The 15,338-nt window shown below is 73.5% G+C and carries 14 protein-coding genes; 8 read left to right on the forward strand and 6 right to left on the reverse strand.

The features are described from left to right. Positions 1-66: 66 nt before the first annotated feature. The 4 genes from ADY59_RS10715 to ADY59_RS10730 form a co-directional block, all read right to left on the reverse strand. A complete protein-coding gene (locus ADY59_RS10715; protein WP_063780622.1) occupies positions 67-750 on the reverse strand; it encodes an HNH endonuclease family protein in 684 nt (227 codons plus the stop codon). A gap of 183 nt (positions 751-933) precedes the next feature. After that, on the reverse strand, positions 934-1,173 hold the full coding sequence (locus ADY59_RS10720; RefSeq protein ID WP_049560845.1) for a hypothetical protein: 240 nt from the start codon (positions 1,171-1,173) through the stop codon (positions 934-936). A 23-nt stretch (positions 1,174-1,196) separates the two neighbouring features. Next, positions 1,197-1,442: a hypothetical protein gene (locus ADY59_RS10725; RefSeq protein ID WP_049560846.1), complete on the reverse strand. Its 246-nt coding sequence runs from the start codon at positions 1,440-1,442 to the stop codon at positions 1,197-1,199. Positions 1,443-1,526: 84 nt separating this feature from the next. Continuing rightward, positions 1,527-2,777: a beta-ketoacyl-[acyl-carrier-protein] synthase family protein gene (locus ADY59_RS10730; protein ID WP_197093540.1), complete on the reverse strand. Its 1,251-nt coding sequence runs from the start codon at positions 2,775-2,777 to the stop codon at positions 1,527-1,529. A 300-nt stretch (positions 2,778-3,077) separates the two neighbouring features. Between ADY59_RS10730 and ADY59_RS10735 the strand changes: the two genes are divergently transcribed. After that, positions 3,078-4,118 (forward strand): beta-ketoacyl-ACP synthase 3, encoded by a 1,041-nt coding sequence (locus ADY59_RS10735; protein WP_442937696.1) that lies wholly within the window; start codon positions 3,078-3,080, stop codon positions 4,116-4,118. An 849-nt stretch (positions 4,119-4,967) separates the two neighbouring features. Continuing rightward, a complete protein-coding gene (locus ADY59_RS53950; RefSeq protein WP_082310013.1) occupies positions 4,968-5,474 on the forward strand; it encodes a response regulator transcription factor in 507 nt (168 codons plus the stop codon). Positions 5,475-5,552: 78 nt separating this feature from the next. Here ADY59_RS53950 and ADY59_RS10745 read toward each other — a convergent pair whose 3' ends face one another. Together ADY59_RS10745 and ADY59_RS10750 are read right to left on the reverse strand one after the other, a co-directional pair. After that, the gene (locus ADY59_RS10745) at positions 5,553-6,539 is read right to left on the reverse strand and encodes an esterase/lipase family protein (protein ID WP_049560851.1); all 987 of its coding nucleotides are present in this window, start codon (positions 6,537-6,539) and stop codon (positions 5,553-5,555) included. A gap of 53 nt (positions 6,540-6,592) precedes the next feature. Next, positions 6,593-8,968, reverse strand: a complete 2,376-nt coding sequence (locus ADY59_RS10750) for an MMPL family transporter (RefSeq protein WP_049560854.1) — start codon at positions 8,966-8,968, stop codon at positions 6,593-6,595. 180 nt (positions 8,969-9,148) lie between these two features. Here ADY59_RS10750 and ADY59_RS10755 point away from each other — a divergent pair, with 180 nt between their 5' ends. The 6 genes from ADY59_RS10755 to ADY59_RS10780 are packed head-to-tail and all read left to right on the forward strand — an operon-like array spanning position 9,149 to position 15,324. Next, positions 9,149-9,424 carry a phosphopantetheine-binding protein gene (locus ADY59_RS10755; protein WP_049560857.1) on the forward strand — a complete coding sequence of 92 codons (276 nt, stop codon included), beginning with the start codon at positions 9,149-9,151 and terminating at the stop codon, positions 9,422-9,424. 28 nt (positions 9,425-9,452) lie between these two features. Beyond that, on the forward strand, positions 9,453-10,748 hold the full coding sequence (locus ADY59_RS10760; RefSeq protein WP_197093541.1) for a wax ester/triacylglycerol synthase domain-containing protein: 1,296 nt from the start codon (positions 9,453-9,455) through the stop codon (positions 10,746-10,748). A gap of 24 nt (positions 10,749-10,772) precedes the next feature. Continuing rightward, complete coding sequence (locus ADY59_RS10765) at positions 10,773-12,524, forward strand: acyl-CoA dehydrogenase family protein (RefSeq protein ID WP_053174624.1); 1,752 nt, start codon at positions 10,773-10,775, stop codon at positions 12,522-12,524. After that, positions 12,497-13,303 (forward strand): SDR family NAD(P)-dependent oxidoreductase, encoded by an 807-nt coding sequence (locus ADY59_RS10770; protein ID WP_063780623.1) that lies wholly within the window; start codon positions 12,497-12,499, stop codon positions 13,301-13,303. Before ADY59_RS10765 ends, ADY59_RS10770 begins: the two co-directional genes overlap by 28 nt. Before the next feature lie 34 nt (positions 13,304-13,337). After that, positions 13,338-14,384: a 3-oxoacyl-ACP synthase III family protein gene (locus ADY59_RS10775; RefSeq protein ID WP_231618653.1), complete on the forward strand. Its 1,047-nt coding sequence runs from the start codon at positions 13,338-13,340 to the stop codon at positions 14,382-14,384. After that, a complete protein-coding gene (locus ADY59_RS10780) occupies positions 14,365-15,324 on the forward strand; it encodes an acyltransferase domain-containing protein (protein WP_049560865.1) in 960 nt (319 codons plus the stop codon). Before ADY59_RS10775 ends, ADY59_RS10780 begins: the two co-directional genes overlap by 20 nt. Positions 15,325-15,338: the final 14 nt, after the last annotated feature.

A 15,338-nucleotide genomic window follows, 5' to 3' on the forward strand; every position in this document is an offset into this window, starting at 1 on the left:
GAAATCAAGCTGTGACGTCCCCCGAGAGCTCTGGGCCTCGGCTTTGGGGCAGGTATCCTAATTAACTCAGGTGGGGCAGGTGGCGAGCATGTCCGCGAGGGCGGACTTCTCCGGCTCGGTGACGCGCAGCCGGTAGTGGTGCTTCACGCCGACCCAGGCGCGGGCGTACGTGCACCAGTACGAGGTGATCGGCGGACGCCAGGTGGCCGGGGTGCGGCCGCCCTTGTCGAGGTTCACCGATTCGCTGACGACGATCAGCTCGGGGCGGGTGAGGTCGTTGGCGAAGGCCCGGCGCCGGGCGTCGCTCCAGCGGCTGGCACCCGATCGCCAGGCGTTGGCCAGGGGCACCACGTGATCCACGTCGATCTGGCCGGAGCTGGTCAGGATCCGGCCCTCGTACGGGCTCCGCCAGAGGCCGGCGACGGGCCGGCAGTCGGCGTCGGCGCTGACGCCGTGCCCGTCGCGCCGCAGCACCGTCTCGCGGGTGTCGCAGGCGCCCTGCTGGTTCGCCCACTCCGGCAGGAACCTGCGGTGGCTGTAGCCGGCCAGTGAACCGCGCGGGGCGACGGTGAGCCCGTCGAGGCGCTCGCGCGCCTGGGCGGTGGTGGGCAGGCCGGGAAGCCTGCTGTGGTCCGCGGTGGCCGTGGCGGCGGGCGTGTGGAAGAACGGGAGCAGGAGTGCCGCCGTCACGAGGAGGGCACGCCGGCGCCGTCCGGTGCCGCCGCTTTCGAAGACCACACGCTGCGCCATGTCCGAGGCCTCCCGAGGCTCGTGGATGCTACCGAGGGTGACGATAGCGATGGATGAGGTCGCGGATCGTGACAGTGGCGTCTTGCGGCGATATGTCGCCTGACGAGGGCGGCGGCCCGCGCGCCGCGGGAAGGGCGCGGGAGGAGCAGGGCCAGGGCGCGCTGGACCCGGCTCCTCATCGGTTCACAGGCCGAGCAGTCCGCCGAGCAGCCCGCCCTGGTTGCCCTGGCGGTAGCCGTGGCCCGTGTGGCAGTACAGGCCGCCGTAGCGGGACCACAGGTCGCAGTGGTCCCACTCCGAACCCCAGTCCGCGCGGTGCGCGGCCTGGGCGCCGGCCGCGGGGGCGGCCGCGAGGGCCACGGTCGCGGCGCCGGCGAGCGTGACGGCGAGGGTGAGCAGCTTGGCAGCGGTACGAGTGAACATGAGGTTCCTTTCGCTGGGGAGTGTCATCGGACGAAGAGCGCGTGGCCTTCGCGGTCGCGCACGCAGCTGTAGTCGGTGGCGTCGGAGAAGAACACCAGCGCCTGGCCGCTCTGGCCGCACAGCCATCCGGTGGGGAACTGGCTGATGAAGCGCCATTGCCGCCCGTCTCCGTACGGGTCGGCCCGCGCGGCCGCCGGTGCGAGCATGATGAGGGCCGCGACGGCCGCACCGACCGTCGCGGTGCGCCGTACAGCCGTCCTGCGTTTCATGGGTCCTCCTGCCTGCGTCGTTCCTGCGGGTCCTGTGTGGCGGTCAGCTCATGGGCGGCCTCCTCGGCCAGGCGGCGGAAGGGGTCACGGGAGGGCCAGCGCGAGCACCACGTTGTGCCCTCCGAAGCCGAAGGAGTTGCTCAGCGCGATCCCGGTCCCCACCGGACGCGGCGCTCCGGCCACGACGTCGACGTCGATCCCGGGGTCCCGGACGTCGTGGTTGGCGGTGGGCGGGATCAGCCCCTCGCGCAGGGACAGCGCGGCACAGGCGGCCTCCACGGCGCCCGCGCCCGCGATCAGGTGGCCCATCGTGCCCTTGAGCGAGGTGACCGGCACCCCGTGGGGCAGGACCCTGCTGATGACCCTGCTCTCGGCGGCGTCGTTGAGCACCGTTCCGGTGCCGTGGGCGTTCACGTGGCCGACGTCCGCGGGCACCGCCCCCGCGTCGCTCAGCGCCAGCCGCAGCGCCCGCTCGGCGCCGGCCCCGGCGGGGTCGGGGGCCGTCGGATGACGGGCGTCGTCCGTAGCCGCGCACCCCGCCAGCAGCGCGTACGGCCGGCGGGCGCGGGCGCGGGTGTCGCGGAGGCGTTCGAGCACCAGCATGCCCGCGCCCTCCGCCATGACGAACCCGTCACGGCCGAGGTCGAACGGCCGGGAGGCGGCGGCCGGATCGTCGCGGCGGCGTGACAGCGCGCCGAGCCGGTCGAAGCTGGAGATCACGAGCGGGCTGATGTCGGCGGTCGCGCCACCGGCGATCATGATGTCGGCGGCGTCCGACCGGAGGAGCTCCCTGGCCAGGTGGAGGGCCATGGCGCCGGACGCGCACGCCGCCCCGACCGCGAAGCACGGCCCGCCGGCGCCCAGCGCGATGGCGATCTCGCCGGCCGCCATGTTGGGCAGCACCCGCGTCATGGCCAGCGGAGGGACCCTGCGCGGCCCGCCCTCCAGCAGCCGCCGCTGCGCCTCCTCCCAGCTGGGCATGCCCCCGATGCTGGTGCCGACAATGACTCCCACGCGGCTGCCCTCCCAGGAAGCCGGATCGAGACCGGAGTCCCTGACGGCCTCGACGGCCGAGGCCATCGCCAGCTGGGCGAATCGGTCCATCCGGCGCGACAGTGGCCCGCCGAGCGCCGCCGCCGCGTCGAAGCCGGGGAGCGCGCAGGCGAAGTCCACCTCCAGCCCGGCCAGCGCCGGATGGGCGGAGGCGGTGGGCAGGCCCGCGCACAGCCCTTTCCAGGTGGCTTCCGTGCCGAGTCCCGCCGGGGTGAGCAGCCCGATCCCGGTGATGGCGACGTCCGCCCTCGGTGCGCGTCGTCTGCTGGAAAGGAGCGTCATCAGCGCCTCTCATGAATCGCTTTATGATTTCCCGCCGGCCGCCGGGGTGATTATTCGAGTGGCGGTCCCCGGCCTCCTCCGCCGACATCGACAATTTTTCACGCGCCGATCGGGCGGACAAGAGAATAAGGGCTCGGTTTAGCCGAAGAAATGCCGGAAATGTGCTGGAGGCCAAAGTCCCGGCGCTCGTGAACGCTCGCCCGGCACGCCCGGACGCAGGGACTTTATGCACTTGTCAGGCCCCCGGAAGCGTCCCAGAATCATCAGGAACGACGTGTTATCCATCCGCAGGAGGTAGTCGTGACGGCCGAAACAGTCCCGAAAGGCGGAACCCCTGGATCACGAATAGGGCCGGTTCCCCGGCTGGCCATTCCGGCGCGCATTCTCGCGGTGGGCGCGTACCGGCCGGGCAGGGGGATCGCCAACGCCGAACTGAGCGAATCCCTCGACACCTCCGACTCCTGGATCGTCAAGCGGACCGGGATCCGCCGCAGGTGCGCCGCGTCGCCCGCCGAGACGGTCGTGACCATGGGGGCGGCCGCGGCGGGGAAGGCGCTGGCCTCGGCCGGGAAGACGATCGACGCCGTCGACTGCGTCGTGGCGGCCACGATGAGCTACACCGGGCAGAGCCCCTCCGCCGCCGTGCAGATCGCCCGCGAGCTGGGCGCCAGGCGTGTCGGGGCGTTCGACGTCTCCGCCGCCTGCGCCGGCTTCAACTACGCGCTCGACGTCGCCCGCGCGCTGATCGCCGCGGGTTCAGCCCGGCACGTGCTGGTCGTGGCCAGCGAGCGGATGTCCGACCTCGTCGACCCCGGCGACCGCACCACGGCCGTCATCTTCTCCGACGGGGCCGGGGCCGCGCTTGTCGGCGCGTACGGCGAACCGGGCATCGGGCCGATGTCGTGCGGGAGCGACGGTTCGCTGGCCGGCGTGGCGGGCCAGGACTTCCCCTGGGCGCACTTCCGCGACACCCCCGGGTGCCGCCGGCCGTACTTCCGGATGCGGGGTCCCGAGCTGTTCCGGTGGGCGATCAGCGAGATGCCCGCGGTGGCGCTGCGGGCCGTGGACGCCGCGGGGCTCGCCCTGGAGGACCTCGCGGCGTTCATCCCCCATCAGGCCAACCTGCGCATGATCGAGGCGATCGCCGAACGGATCCCCCTGCCGGGGCACGTCGTCGTGGCCAGGGACGTCGAGGACCAGGGCAACACCTCGGCGGCCTCCATCCCGCTGGCCATCTCACGGCTGAAGGAGGAGGGGGCCGTGCCCGCCGGCGCCTTCGCGCTCCTGCTCGGCTTCGGCGCCGGCGTCGCCTATGGCGCCCAGGTGGTACGGCTGCCCTGACCCCGCCGCAATGCGCCGGGAGGTTAAGTCCCCTTTACTGACCCTAACTGCCGGTGTCAGTACGAATTCGACGGCCGCTGGGAAATGAGCGGTTGGGTGCGTTTGTGATATCAACCGAGACACGAATCCCGCCCGATGCCCATGAGCTCACTGGTCTGCATGAGAACCGCGATGTTAAATGCAGGGGGTGGTTTTCCCGGCGGGGCGGGGCTTACGGGCGCATGCATCCCACCCGGATTGGAGCTGCATGAGACGAAGACACCTTCGCATCGTCAACTCAGAAGCCGCCGACGACCCTCCCGCCCGGACCGGGGCCCGTGCCCGCAAGCACCCCGGCCAACCGGCCGCCGCACACCCGGCGCCGCGAACGCTTCCCCCGCCTCCTCCCCTCCCAGGTACGGCGCCGGTCGTGCGCACTCCCCGGGCGGCCTCCTGCGACCGGCCCGGATCCGCGGCGGCCTTCCGGCAGAGGGGGCTCCCGGCCGGGGCCCGGGAGCGTTCCCGGCCGCCGACGGAACCGGCCCGCCGAACCGCCCGGCACCACGGCCGCGCCCGCCGGGGAGGCGCGTACGGGACGCGCTCGGGCGGCCTCCCGGCGGTGAGATGCCGGCCGCGCGGCAGGAGGCGCCGGCGGGCCGTGGCCGTGCGGGGCGGCGCCCAGCACCCCGCGCAGCCCGCCGCGCAGCCCGCCGAGGTGGGGCCCGGGCCGATGGCCGGGCCCCACCCGTGCCGCCGTGGCCCGCCGCGCGCCGATCCCGTGATCGCGCCCGCCCGCAGATCGCCTGAGGTGGGACATCGGCCCGTCACGGCCCGTCGTCCCCTCGACGGGCAATACGAGAAAGCAGCCACATGACAGAGAACCAGAGCGCCAGCAGACGCGTGCTGAGCGGCTTCGGGAAGGTGAGTCCTTTCAACGGGGCGCCAAGTGTCTCCTGGTCCCGGTCATCGGCACTCAAGGACATCGAGGAAGCGATCGAGTTCGTGCGCCACGGTCTGACCCGCCAGCGGGAGGCCTTGCGGATCCTGGAACGGACGCGCGAGCAGATGTTGCACGAGGGGCCCGTGCTCGGGCCCTGTGAGGCGCGCCAGCACGGGAGCCCGGCGCCGGCCACGGTGACAGGAGCGGAACGGCACGGGCTCACCAGCCAGGAGATCCGGGTGCTCTCGCTCATCGGGAGGGGCATGTCGAACAGGCAGATCGGCGGCGCCCTCGACATCGCCGAGAAGACGGTCAAGAACTACGTGCACGCCATCTTCCGCAAGCTCGACGTGCGCAGCCGTACCGAGGCCGCGCTCTTCGCCCTCAGGGAGGGATGGGTGATCGCGGAGGAGTCGCGGCTGCGCGACTCGGGTTAGCGGCCGCACGTGATCCGGCGAGGGGGGCGCGGGCGCACGGATCCGGGCCCCCTCGCCCGTGCCCTCGGCCGGGCGGGGTCAGGAGGTGATCGGCGCCCCGGCGACAGGCACGACCGGCAGGCAGACCGCCTTCCGCCCGGCGGGCGTGCGCTCGCGCCCGGGGGACAGCGCGTTCTTCACGTAGTGCAGCGCCCTCGGGTCGTAGATTATGGCGAGGTGCTCGGTCAGGTCGATCGCGCATCCGTCCTGCAGCACGATGTTGCGCACCTCGGCCCCCGGCCCGGCCGACAGGAACGTCGAGGTGAACGGCGTGGCGATCTCGTCGTAGCGCGTGGCCAGCACCGTGTAGCGAATCCCGGGCATCGTGTCGCCGCCCCTGTTGAGCTCGACCATGAACTCCGACCCGGTGGCCTGCTGCACCGCCGCCTTGCTGATCACGGCGCCCGCCTGCCGCCTGACGCCGAGGACGTCGAGCATGCTCATGACTCCGTCGACCGTGGTGCCGTGGTGGGTGGCGGCCAGCGACACGAGCTTGGACACCTTGTTGCGCCAGGGCCTGCGGGCGTCGGCGCCGCCTTCGTGGCGCAGGTACCAGCGGGGCATCATGCCGCCCTGGGAGTGGCCCACGAGCGCGACCCGGCGGGCGCCGGTGGCCGCGAGCACCCGGTCGACGAACCGGGCCAGCTCGCGCCCGGAGCGCCGGATGTCGCCCGTGGCCTTGAGCGGGCTGCCGGGCGGGGCGCCGTAGTTGATCGCGAAGACGCAGTGGCCCTCACGCTTGAGGTCGGGAGCCATGTAGCGCCAGGAGTTGTAGGCGTTGCCGTAGGTGCCGTGGACGAGCACGACCGGCTCGGGATGGCGGCGGGAGGGCTCGCACGACCAGTCGTTCGCCCCGGGAGGCGACCGGTCCGGGTCGAGCAGGGAGTAGGCCAGGTGGACCGGGAAGACGCCGCGCGGGTCCGGGACCGCCGCCCCGGCGGAGGCGGCGGGAGCGGCGGCGACGGCCGTCACGGCGACCAGGCAGAGGGAGGCCGTCACCGTGAGGCCGCGGTTGTGGATGGGCATGGGATGTCCTGAAGATCGAGGGCTACACAAGGCAATGCGATGGTAACGGAGAGTCAACGACTCCGTGGTGTTCCGGGCAGCAGCACGCCCAGGAGCCGCCGGATGCCGCGCGGCCGCCGCGCCGGCGGTCCCGGCGGGGGCTCGGCTTCGGAGATGCCGAACCGCTCGTGCAGCCGGGCGAGCGGTGCGGGGGCCCACCAGTTGGCCGTCCCGGTGAGCCGCATGAAGGCGGGCACGAGCAGGCCGCGGACCAGGGTCGCGTCGACCAGCACGCTGAGCGCCAGGCCGACACCGATGATCTTCAGGACCGTGTTGGTGGAGAACGCCAGGAAGCCCGTCGACACCGCGACCGCGAGGGCCGCGACGCTCACCAGCCGCCCGGTCCCCGCGATGCCCCTGACGACGGCGGCCGTGTGGTCGCCAGTGGCGCGATGATGCTCCCGGATGCGCGACAGCAGGAAGACCTCGTAGTCCACCGACAGCCCGAACGCCACGGTGACGGTGAGCAGGATGGAGACGACCTCCACGTGGTGCGTCAGGGTGAAGTCGCCCAGCAGCCCGCGCAGGTGGCCGTCCTGGAAGATCGCGACCAGGGCTCCGCAACTGGCCGTCAGGCTCAGCGCGCCGACGGCGACCGCCTTGACCGACACCAGGACGCCGCCGGTGAACAGGAAGAGCAGCGTCAGGACGGTGATCGCGATGAGGCCGCCCGCCAGCGGCAGCCGGTTCCTCAGTGCGCCGAGCGTGTCGACGGCCTGCGGGGTCGGTCCGGTGACGAGCCGCGTTCCCGGAGGGCGTACGTCACGGACCCGGTCGAGCAGCTCGCGGGCGCCCGCCGACTGGGCGTCGTGCGGGCCGGACACGCTGATCAGGGTCGCGGCGCTGCCGTGGAAGCCCTGGGCGAACGCTTTCCCTTTCGTGTCCTCCGTCTTCTCGGCCGCCTTCGCCGGCGGGTCCTCCGGCGGGCAGGGGGTCTCCTGCGCGGCGGCGCCCCGGTAGACGCCCGTGGTGGTCCGTACGACGGTCACATCCGGCAGGGCGGCGAGCCGGTGCGCGTACTTCGCCAGCCTCCGGCACCCGGCGGGCCGTGAGCTGTCCAGGTACGGCAGGACGATGTGGAGATCACGGTCGAAGGGCTGGTCGAAGTCCTGGTGGATGCCGTGCGCCGTCCGGTGGGACTCCGTGTCCGCGGGCAGCACGCGTTCGTCGGCGATCCCGAAGCGCACCCACAGGAACGGGGCCGCCATCAGCAGCAGGACCAGCGCGCACGAGCCCCCGACGAGCACCGGCCGCCGGGTCGAGAGGGCCGCGATGCGCCGCCAGGCCGCGCTCTCCGGCACCGGGCGGCGGTGCGCGGACCGCCGCAGCCACGCGAAAGGGTCGCCGCCGCTGATGCGCTCGCCGACCACGGCGAGCAGGGCCGGCAGGATCAGCATCGTCGCGGCCGCCGCCATGAGCACGACGATGATCGTGGTCAGGGCGAGCGAGCGCAGCACCCCCAGGGGGAGGACCAGGAGGTTGGCGGTGGCGAGCGCCACCGTGAGCGCCGAGAACAGGACCGTGTGCCCGGCGCTGGCCATGGCCCGCTCGACGGCCTGCCGCACCGTGCACCCACGCGCCAGCTCCTCCCGGTAGCGGGTGGTGATGAAGAGGCTGTAGTCGATGGCGAGCCCGAGCCCGAGCGCGGTGGTGAGGTTGGGCGCGAACACCGACACCGGGGTGAACTCGCTGACCAGCACGAGCGCCGTCAGCGTGCCGACGATCGTGAGGCCGCCGATCGCCAGGGGCAGCAGCGCCGCGTGCACCGACCGGAAGGCCACCAGCAGGATCAGCAGGAGCAGCGGGACGGTGACCAGCTCCGCGCGATGCAGATCGTCCTTGGCCAGCCGGAGGAACTGCACCGACGCCCACGCCGGTCCGGTCGCCGCCACCTTGAGCGAGCCCGCCCGCTCGGCCAGCGGGGGGACGATCCGCTCGGCGGTCCTGGCCGCCCGCGCGTCGTCACCGGACAGGTCCACGCGGATCAGCGCCGACCTGCCGTCGCGGGCGCGCAGGGCCGGATCGCGGGTCGTCCAGTAGGACTGCACTCCCGACACCCCCGGCCGGGCCGCGAGCCACCGGTCGAGCCGGCCGGCGGACTTCGCGACGCCCGGGGCGTCGACGCTCTCCCGGGCGGTCACCCGGAGCACGAGATCCGCCGGCTTGACGGGGAAGCGCCGCGCCATCACCGCCTCGGCCCGCGCCGCCTGGGTGCCGCGGGCGGTGTAACCGCCGTTGGACAGCCGGCTGTCGAGCTTCAGCGAAGCCAGTCCCAGGATGACCGTGAGCAGCACGGCGAGGGACAGCAGGCGCCGCCGGTGCCCGACGCACCAGCGCGCGTAGGCGGACAGCGGAACCAGGGACGCACCGGGACGACCGTCGGTTCTCAACCATTTCCTCCGTGTTCGTCGAGATGAAACGGCGGCGACAATTCATTCTCCATGCCGTGCCATGGAAATCGACGGGAACAAAGACACCGGGACTTTCGGCAGAATGGCCGGTGGCGAATGCGGGACCTAAGCTGCCGCCATGGGTGAACAATTCAAGCGCCGCTTTTTCGAAAGGAACTCATGGCCGCATTCACGCTGGACCACCTCAACCGCATCCTCGGCCGGGAGCCGGGGGTCCTGGTAGCGGGGCACGAGGTCGACCGCACCTTCGCTGACCTGGGCGTGGACTCGCTGGCGCTGGTCGAGCTGACCGAGCGCCTCATCGACGAGCACGACATCCCCGCGCCCGGCGACATCCACGAGGAACTGGGCACCCCGGGCCTCGTCCTCGCCTACGTCAACCGCCATGTCGAAATGCGCCGTGACCACGACGTCGAAGAATGCGCGGGCACCTAGTGGCGCCGAAAAGAAGGGGACGGCGAACGTGAGCAGATTTTCCCGTGGGAGCGACGGCCGCGAGGTGCCGATGGGCCCCGTCGACCGGTTCTTCGTCTCCGGTCTCGGCGGGCTGGTCACCGACGAGACGACCATGTACATCGGCGGGATCGTCCGGCTCTCCGGTGCGCCGCCCAGTCTCGGCGAGCTCCGGAGCCTGGTGGCCGCCCAGGCCCGGCGCGTCCCCGTCCTGAGCTATCGCGTCGACCGCGAGAGGCGCGCCTGGAGCGTGTGCGACGGGTTCACGCCCGCCGACCACGTGGTGGAGCGCCGGCTGACCCCCGGCGCCGACGTGACGGCCCACGCGCTGGAGGTGATGGCCGAGCCGTTCCGGGCCGACCGGCCGCTCTGGCGGCTGGCGCTCATCCACGGGTACGGCGGCGCGGGGGAGGACGAGCAGTACACGCTGTGCTACGCCGCCGACCACGCCTACCAGGACGGCATGTCGATCACCGCCACGGTGGAGGCGCTGTTCGGCGGCGGTTCCCTGCCCGTGCCGCACGCGAAGGAGTACCCCACGGCCATCCGCCCCCGGCGCTGGCCGGCCCCGTCGGACCTCGCCGTCCCCCTGCGGCGGGTGCCGGTCTGGGAGCCGCTGCGCGGCCCCTTCACCGGGCGGCGGAAGCTGCTGACCTTCCGCTTCGATCAGGACGCGATCAACGCCACCGCCAAGGTGACCGGCGCGACACGCAACCAGGTGTGCCTGGCGGCCCTGGCCGGGGCGCTGCGGGACTGGGCGCCGGAGGAGTGGACGGCGCCGGTCGGCCCGCGCCGCCGTCACGGCCTTCCCGTGGCGCTGCCGCTCAGCCTCCGCGCCGGCCGGGGCAGCGGATGCCTCGGCAACCAGGTCACGGGCCTGCACATCCACCTGCCCTGTCACCGGCCCTCGCCCACGGAGCAGCTTCGCCAGGTCGTCGAGCAGACCGGCATGGAACGCCTGCAACGCCACCGCGAGCTGCATCGCGCACTCCTGCCCCGCCTGCCCTACGCCGCCGTACGGCCTCTTCTGGCGCGGCTGTTCGATCCGCGCTACACCGCCATGTTCATCACGACCGTGCGGATGGGCCCGCTCCGGATCGGTGACCTGCCCATCCGGGACGTCTGGGGAATCCCCCCGCTCCTGCCCGCGCAGCCCCTGATGATCGTGCTCTGCCAGTACCGGGACGGGATCATGCCGTCGCTGCTGTTCGACACCGCCGTCGAGGGCTGCGACCGGCTCGCCGAGCTGTGGAGCAGGCACGTCAACGTCCTGCACGACGCGGTCACCACGGTTACCGCACGCTGACGAGCACCCGAGCGAGGAGTCTCAGTGGACCTGACCACGTTCGTGCGCGGCGGCCTGCCTGACGAGTCGCACGCGCGGCTGCGGGAGGCGATCCCCGCCGGCTTCTTCGGCTACCCCCGGGGGATGCCGCCGGCGGATCGCCACGCGCTCACCTACGAGCGGTTCCGGCACGCCGGGACGGCCGCGCCGTCCGCCGGGCGGCTCCTGGCCCGGCCGCCGGAGCTGTGCGCGCTGCTGGAGCGGGCCGCCGTCGCCGACCCGGCGCTCTTCCACGTGATGCTGCTGCACTACACGCTGACGCTGGTGCCGATCCTGCGGTTCGGCGACCGGAGCACCGAGCCGGTCCGGCGGCGGCTGGAAGCCATGGACCGCTTCGGCGCGGTGGCCATGACCGAGGCCGGGCGCAGCAACAGCCATCTGATGCCCGCGACGGTCGCCCGCTTCGACGCCGCCGACCGCTCCTTCGTCCTGACCACGCCCGACCCGGCGGCGGTGAAGTTCCCCACGACGGCCGGCCATCCGGGCGTCCCCAAGCTCCTCACCGTGTACGCGCGGCTGGTCGACGACGGCGGGGAGCGGGGCGTGTTCCTGTTCCTGGTCCCGCTCGGCGGCGGCGACGGCGACAGTGACGGTGCGGCCGGCGGTGACGGCGTCCACGTCCTGCCCGCCGCCGACAACCCCGCGCTGTCGCTGGACTGGGCGGCCGTGCGCTTCGACGGGCTCCGGCTCCCGTTCGAGTCCTGGCTGGCGGCCGGCGCCCGCATCACCGCCGACGGCGTCTTCCACGATCCCCTGGCGGGGTCGCGGGCCGCCCTGTCGATGTGCGCGGCCCCGTACGTGTGGCGCGGCATCATCGCGGCGGGCGCGGCCGCCTACCGGGCCGGCGCCGCCTCGCTGACGCTGCACTCCGTCGACCGCCCCACCCAGGGACGGCTGGCGCCCGGCCGCCCCCTCATCGACCATCGCAACCAGCAGGAGGCCGTCCTGACCGCGCTGGCCAGGGGTTACGCGCTGACCGCCGTCGCCAACCGCGTCAAGACCGGCGCCGCGTGGTCGGCAGGCGGCTCGGCGTCCGCCTCGACGTGGACGCCGTGGGCGTCCGTGGACCTCATGCTCCCGCTCCTGAAGGCCGCCGTCACCGACCTCGCCGAGGACACGGCCGGCCTGTGCCGCACGCACTCCGGGGCCCCCGGCTTCCTCGCCTCCGGCAGGCTCAACGGCTACCGGGGGCTCGCGCACGCCTACCTGAGCGCCGGGGGCGACAACCAGCTCATCCTCTTCGACGTCGCTCGGGCCATGGTCGAACGGGACCGCTACGAGCCGCCCGATCCCGGCCAGGGAGTGTTCGACCTCTCCCTCGAAGGCTGCCTCGACGCCGCCCGGGCCCTCGAACTGCGGCTCGTGGACGAACTGTCCGTACGCGTCACCGCGCCCGGCTCCCTCGGCGACTGGAACCCGCATCTCGCCCTCGCCGCCAGGACGGCGACCGCACTGGCCGACCGGGTCATCCTGGAGATCCTCCAGGACGGCCCGCCGCGCCTGCGTCCGGTGTTCCGGTGGTTCGCCCTCGACTGGGCGGAACGCCGCGCCGGCCTGCTGCTGGACGAGGCGATCGCGGTCCCCCCGCTGATCGGGCGGATCAGGGCCCTGCGCGACGAGCTGTGCGCCGAGCTGATGCCCAGGACACCCGAGCTGGTCGAAGCCTTCGAACTGCCCGAACTGCACGAACCCCCCGTCTGGAGTACGTCATGGACCTCACCGGCAAGTCAGCACTGATCACCGGCGCCTCCCGCGGCATCGGCCGGGCGATCGCGCTCCGCTTCGCCGGGGCGGGCGCGAACGTCGCCCTGCTCGCCCGGAGCGCGGACGCGCTCGAAGAAGTCGCCGCCCAGGCCGGCGCCCGGGGCGCCAAGACCCTCACGCTGCCCTGCGACGTCGGCTCTGCCAGCGCGATCGACTCCGCCGTCGCCGAGGCCGTCGACGTCTTCGGCGGCCTGGACATCCTGGTCAACAACGCGGGCTCCGTCGGCAGCGCGGGCCCGTTCCTGGAGCTCACCGACGAGGACTGGGCGCACGTGCTCGCCGTCGACCTCACGGCGGTCAACCGGTTCCTGAGGCTGTTCGGCAGGCACGCCACGGCGCGCGGCAGCGGCTCGGTCGTCAACATCTCCTCCGTCGCGGGGGAGCGGGGCTGCCCGATGCTGTCCCACTACGCCGCGGTCAAGGCCGCCATGAACTCCCTCACCCGCACGCTCGCCGCCGAGTGGGCCGCCAGCGGGGTCCGGGTGAACGCCATCCAGCCGGGCTGGGTGGCCACCGACCTCACCGCGTCCTTCCACGCCGACCAGGGCGCCTCCGAAGCCCTGATGCGGGCCGTGCCCGCCCGGCGCTGGGCGAGCCCGGAGGAGATCGGCGACGGCGCCCTCTACCTGGCCGGCGACGCCGCCGCCATGGTGACCGGCGCGATCCTGACGATCGACGGCGGCATGGCCGCCTGCAACGGCGGGCCCGCCATGATCGACCTGCTCGCCCTCGGCCGCGTCGAGATGCCCTGAACGCCCGGAGGCGCACATGAGAGAGGTGAACGGCTTGATCTCCCTTCCCCCGGGAGTCGGCGTCCTCGGCACCGGCGCCCACGTGCCCGAGGCGATCCGCACCAACGAGGAGGTCGCCGGACGGGCGGGCGTGTCGGCGGAGTGGATCGCCGAGCGGACGGGCGTGCGGCGGCGCCATGTCGCGGCACCCGGCGAGGCCGCCTCGGACCTGGCCGCGCACGCGGTCCGGGCGGCGTTGCGCAGCGCCGGGCTGCGGCCGGGCGACCTGGACCTGCTGATCCTGGCGACGTCCACGCCCGACGAACTCGGCCCTTCGACCGCCTGCCGGGTCCAGGCCCTGCTCGGCGCGGAGAACGCGGTCGCGCTCGACGTCTCGGCGGCCTGCGCCGGCTGGCTCTTCGGCACCCGGGTCGCCTCCGACTGGCTGCGCCTGGAGCGGCCGGGCCGGCACGCCGCGGTCGTCGGCGTGGAGGCGTACTCGCGCTTCCTCGACGACGCCGACCGGGGCACGGCGGTGCTGTTCGCCGACGGGGCCGGCGCGGCGGTTCTCGGCACCGTGGCCGCCGGGCACGGGTTCGGCCCGATCATCCTGGGCTCCGACGGCACCCGCGCGGGCGACGTCCTGATCCCCGGCGGGGGCAGCCGGCTGCCGGCCAGCCACGAGACGGTCGAGCGTGGCCTGCACCGCATCCACATGGACGGCAGGGCGGTACGCAAGTTCATCCTGGAGATCTTCCCCCTGGCCGCCGCCCAGGCCTTGCGGGAATCAGGGCTGACCAGGGACGACATCGCGCTGGTGGTCACCCACCAGCCCAATCCCGTGCTGCTCCGCCAGGCCTGCGCCGAAGCCGGGTTCGCCCCGGAGCGGCTCGTGATCGTCGCCGACCGGGTGGGGAACATCGGCGCAGGAGCGCTGCCCTACGCCCTGGCCGACGCGCACCGGCAGGGCCGGCTCCGCCCGGGCGACCACGTCCTGATCGTCGCCTTCGGGGCGGGACTGACCTGGGGGAGCGGCGTGCTCACCTGGTCCGCCGGCAACCCCTCCGCCGATCGGGGGTCCCATGCCGCGGGCGACTCCTGAGCCGGTCTACCTGGTCCCCGGCCAGGGCGGCGACCCGCGCGGCGCCCTGCTGGACGTCCACGACGCCTCACCCGCCGTCCGGACGGTGTGCGAGCAGGTGCTCGACGAGATCGAGGGCGTCCTGACCACGACCGGGGCGCCCTGGTCCGCCGTCCGCCGCGTCCTGTTCGACCGGTCCCGCTCGCTGCGGATGGAGTCGGGGGTGCCGCAACTGGCCGGATACGCGATCTCGGTCATCGTGGGCCGGCTGCTGTCGGCCCGGCTCACCCCGCGCGCGATCGTCGGGCAGAGCTTCGGCGAGATCGCGGCCCTCGTCTGCGCGGGCGCCTTCGACGTCGCCGACGGCACCCGCGCGGTGTGCGCGCTCAACGCGGCCTTCCGGCAGTCCGAGGGACGCGGGGCGATGGTCCTGCTGCCGGAGCTGGGCGAGGCGGGCTGTCTCCGGCTGCTCGCGCGTGCCCGTCTGCCCGATCTGACACTCGCCTGCGTGAACGCGCCGGACCAGACCATCGTGAGCGGGCCCGTCGACGCCGTCGAGGCGCTGCTGGCGTTCGGCGGGACCACGATGACCAGGCTCGCCGTACCCTACGCGGCGCACCACCCCGCGCTCGGCGAGGTCGCGGACCGCTTCCTGCGGGGGCTGGGCCCGCTGCGGCAGCGTCCGCTGCGGGTGCCCGTCCACTCGCCGGTCCACGGGCGGGTGTACGACGACCGCGACGACCTGCGCCGGGCGCTGGCCGGCTGCGTCACCCAGCCCGTGCACCTGCCCGGGACCCTGCGGCGCCTCGGTCCCGGTCACCAGTACATCGAGCTGAGCGCGGGCGACGCGCTCACCCGGTGCGTGCGGGCCACCCTCCCCGGCGCCCGCGCCGTCGCCCCGCTGGCCGCCGACCGCGACTGGCTGGTGGCCACGGCGGATCCGGCCACGGCCCGGACCTGACGCTTCGCCCGCGG

It is taken from the genome of Nonomuraea sp. SBT364 (genome assembly GCF_001083785.1).
GTDB lineage: Bacteria > Actinomycetota > Actinomycetes > Streptosporangiales > Streptosporangiaceae > Nonomuraea.

Excerpts from the sequence above, each read along its gene's own strand:
- ADY59_RS53950 (WP_082310013.1), top strand. The coding sequence starts at position 4,968 with ATGACAGAGAACCAGAGCGCCAGCAGACGCGTGCTGAGCGGCTTCGGG.
- ADY59_RS10755 (WP_049560857.1), top strand. The coding sequence starts at position 9,149 with ATGGCCGCATTCACGCTGGACCACCTCAACCGCATCCTCGGCCGGGAG.
- ADY59_RS10780 (WP_049560865.1), top strand. The coding sequence starts at position 14,365 with ATGCCGCGGGCGACTCCTGAGCCGGTCTACCTGGTCCCCGGCCAGGGC.
- ADY59_RS10720 (WP_049560845.1), bottom strand. The coding sequence starts at position 1,173 with ATGTTCACTCGTACCGCTGCCAAGCTGCTCACCCTCGCCGTCACGCTC.
- ADY59_RS10770 (WP_063780623.1), top strand. The coding sequence starts at position 12,497 with ATGGACCTCACCGGCAAGTCAGCACTGATCACCGGCGCCTCCCGCGGC.
- ADY59_RS10745 (WP_049560851.1), bottom strand. The coding sequence starts at position 6,539 with ATGCCCATCCACAACCGCGGCCTCACGGTGACGGCCTCCCTCTGCCTG.
- ADY59_RS10725 (WP_049560846.1), bottom strand. The coding sequence starts at position 1,442 with ATGAAACGCAGGACGGCTGTACGGCGCACCGCGACGGTCGGTGCGGCC.
- ADY59_RS10730 (WP_197093540.1), bottom strand. The coding sequence starts at position 2,777 with ATGACGCTCCTTTCCAGCAGACGACGCGCACCGAGGGCGGACGTCGCC.
- ADY59_RS10715 (WP_063780622.1), bottom strand. The coding sequence starts at position 750 with ATGGCGCAGCGTGTGGTCTTCGAAAGCGGCGGCACCGGACGGCGCCGG.